The sequence below is a fragment of the Actinosynnema sp. genome, assembly GCF_052038725.1.
Window position 1 is genome coordinate 1 of the sequence record NZ_JBQGCX010000721.1, and the last position, 3,149, is coordinate 3,149.

General features: G+C 74.1%; 4 protein-coding genes. All 4 read left to right on the forward strand.

Annotation, left to right across the window (positions count from 1 at the left end; translation table 11 throughout):
• Positions 1–128: 128 nt before the first annotated feature.
• Entirely contained in the window at positions 129–1,031 is a 903-nt protein-coding gene (locus ACTUAL_RS14980) for a TerC family protein (protein WP_096495416.1), read from the forward strand.
• A 120-nt stretch (positions 1,032–1,151) separates the two neighbouring features.
• Positions 1,152–1,421 (forward strand): hypothetical protein, encoded by a 270-nt coding sequence (locus tag ACTUAL_RS14985; RefSeq protein WP_096495415.1) that lies wholly within the window; start codon positions 1,152–1,154, stop codon positions 1,419–1,421.
• Positions 1,422–1,476: 55 nt separating this feature from the next.
• Entirely contained in the window at positions 1,477–1,998 is a 522-nt protein-coding gene (locus tag ACTUAL_RS14990; RefSeq protein ID WP_440900676.1) for an Lrp/AsnC family transcriptional regulator, read from the forward strand.
• A gap of 131 nt (positions 1,999–2,129) precedes the next feature.
• Positions 2,130–3,149: Glu/Leu/Phe/Val dehydrogenase dimerization domain-containing protein (locus tag ACTUAL_RS14995; protein ID WP_440900677.1), on the forward strand; the 1,020-nt coding region annotated here is incomplete at its 3' end.

Consider the following 3,149-nt stretch of genomic DNA (forward strand, 5'->3'; position numbering starts at 1 on the left):
GCCCGCGTCCCGGCGCGCGCCACCACCACGCCCCGCCGAGGGCGACCCCCGAGCACCACCGCGCCGGACCCACCCGGCGCGGTGCCAACCCAACCCCGAGCACAACGTGAGGACGGACCGGACCCCGCATGGAATGGATGCTCAGCCCCGAGCTGTGGATCGCCTTCAGCACCCTGCTGCTGCTGGAGATCGTGCTCGGCATCGACAACATCGTGTTCATCTCCATCCTCGCCGGGCGGCTGCCCGCCGACCAGCAGAAGAAGGCCAGGACCATCGGCCTCTCGCTCGCGCTGGTCACCCGGCTGATCCTGCTCGCGTCGCTGTCCTGGGTGATCGGCCTGACCGCGCCGCTGTTCACCGTGCTCGGCCAGGAGATCTCCGGGCGCGACCTGATCCTGCTCATCGGCGGCCTGTTCCTGCTGGGCAAGGCCACCTACGAGATCCACGAGCAGTTGGAGGGCAGCGACCACGCCAAGTCCAGCAAGACCGTCTCGTTCGCCTCGGTGATCGCGCAGATCCTCGTGCTGGACGTGGTGTTCTCGCTCGACTCGGTGATCACCGCCGTCGGCATGGTCGACGAGCTCGGAATCATGATCGCCGCCGTCGTGGTCGCCATGGCCATCATGCTGCTGTCGGCTGGCGCGATCAGCGACTTCGTCAACCGCCACCCCACGGTCAAGATGCTGGCCCTGTCGTTCCTGCTGCTCATCGGCGGCAGCCTGATCGCCGAGGGCCTGGACCAGCACATCGCCAAGGGCTACGTGTACGGCCCGATCGCGTTCTCCGTCCTGGTGGAGTTCCTGAACCTGAAGGCGCGCAGCAAGCGGGAGAAGAAGCCCGTCCAGCTGCACCCGACCTACGTGAAGGGCCAGCAGGGCTCGACGGCGGGCGAGGGCGCTGCGGGTGAGGGCGCTGCGGGCGAGGGCGCGATCGCCGCGCCCGGCGCGACCGCCACGGCCACCGCCCCGGCGAGGACCGAGGTCGAGACCGATCCCGGCAAGTCCTCCGGGGAGCCCACGGGCAGGGCGTGACGCGCTGAACGGCCGTCCCACCCCGGTGGGGCGGCCGTTCTCCGCGCCCGCCGCGCGCCGCGCCCGCCCGCGCCGCTAGGTTGATCACTGTCCGCCCGGTGCCCGCAGGGGAGTGGGAACGTGGAACTGCCGCGCAGCCGCCCGGCGAAGGACCGGCCAGGGGCCGCGGCCTGGTTCGGCCCGCTCGCGCTGGGACTGGCCCTGATCAGCTGGCTGTTCCCCCTCGGCGCCCTGTGGACCGCGGGCGTCGCGCTCGCGCTGGCCGTGCTGTCCATGGCCACCGACCGCGCCTACCGACTGGACTGGACCGCCGTCGCGGGCTGCTCCCTCGGCGTCGCGCAGTTCGCCTTCACCGCCCTGCTGCTGGTCGTGGAGCTGTCCCCCGCCTGACCACGCGCACCCCCGGTCACCGCCCCCGACGCCGGTGCGCGAGGATCGGCCGCCAGTGCGGTGGCTGGTCGTGGCCCGTGGCGGCCTCGGCGGGAACGGGGTGGGCGTGGACGAGCGGGACAGGTCGATCATCCGGGAGCTGCAGGCCGACGCGCGGCTGACCAACCGGCAGCTCGCCGCGCGGATCGGGCTCGCGCCGTCGAGCACGCTGGTGCGCACCAGGGCGCTGGAGCAGAGCGGCACGATCGCCGGCTACCACGCCGAGGTCGACCTGACCCGGATCGGGCGAGGTGTGCAGGCCCTGATCGCGTTCCAGGTCCGGCCGCTCAGCCGCGAGGTGATCCGCGCGTTCGAGGCGTTCGCCCTCCAGCAGCCCGAGGTGCTCTCGGTGTTCGTGCTCGGCGGCGGCGACGACTTCCTGGTGCACGTCGCGGTGGCCTCCGTGGAGGACATGCACGCGCTGATGATGGACCGGTTCAGCAAGCGCAAGGAGGTCGTCGGCTTCCGCACCTCCATCGTCTACGACCACACCCGGCGCTGGGAGGTCGAGCCGAACGGCGAGGCCGGAACCCGCTGACCCCGCCGAACGGAGTTCGGCCACCGGGCGCTGGACCGGCCGCTGCCGAACATCGTTCGGCGCGCGCGTCGTGTCACCGACCTTCCTGCTTGCCTCTCGGCGTTGGACCGAACCGACGAGAGGTGGACCCGATGGACGGAACCGGCAGCGCCGCGCCCGAGCGGCTGGTGGTCGAGCGCGGTCGCCGCAGCGGCCAGGTGATCGCGATCAGCGTCGACTCCACCCGGCTCGGCCCCGCGCTGGGCGGCTGCCGCGTCAGGGCGTACCCGACCTGGCGGGACGGGGTCGCCGACGCCGTGCGGCTGTCGGCGGCGATGACGGAGAAGGCCGCGCTCGCCGGGCTGCGGCACGGCGGCGGCAAGACCGTCGTGGCGCTGGAACCGGGGTTCGCCGGGCCGCGCGCCGACCTGCTCGCCGACGTGGGCGACCTGGTGGAGGGCTTCGGCGGCGACTACGTGACCGGCCCGGACGTCGGGACCGGACCCGCCGACATGGTCGGCATCGGGCGGCGCACCCGGCACGTGCTGTGCAGGCCCGAGGCGGAGGGCGGCAGCGGCGACTCGTCCGTGCCCACCGCGCTCGGGGTCGGCGCGGCGCTCGACGCGGTGCGCGCGCACCTGTGGCCGGGTCGGGACCTGTCCGCGCTGAGCTTCGCGGTGCACGGGCTCGGGCACGTGGGCGCGCTCGTGGCCCGGCGCCTCGCGGCGGCCGGGGCCCGGCTCGTGGTGTCCGATGTGGACACCTCGCGCCGCGCGCTGGCCGAATCCCTCGGCGCCGCCTGGGTCTCCCCGGAGGAGGCGCTGGTCGCGGACGTGGACGTGCTGGTCCCGTGCGCGGTCGGCGGCGTCCTCACCGCCGGGATCGTCGGGGACCTGCGCTGCGCGGCCGTCGTCGGGGCCGCCAACAACCAGCTCGACCACGACGCGACCGCCGACCTGCTGCACGCGCGCGGCGTGCTGTGGGCGCCGGACCCGGTGGTCAGCGGGGGCGGGGTCATCGCGTCGGTGGCCCGCGAGCGCGAGGGCGCGTCGGCGCGGGAGGCCGAGGAGCGGGTGCGCGGCATCGGGGCCCGCCTCGGGTGGATCCTCGACGCGGCAACGGCTTCCGGCACGACCCCGCTGCACGAGACCCGGCGGGTGGTGCGGGAGTTG

Excerpts from the sequence above, each read along its gene's own strand:
- ACTUAL_RS14980 (WP_096495416.1), top strand. The coding sequence starts at position 129 with ATGGAATGGATGCTCAGCCCCGAGCTGTGGATCGCCTTCAGCACCCTG.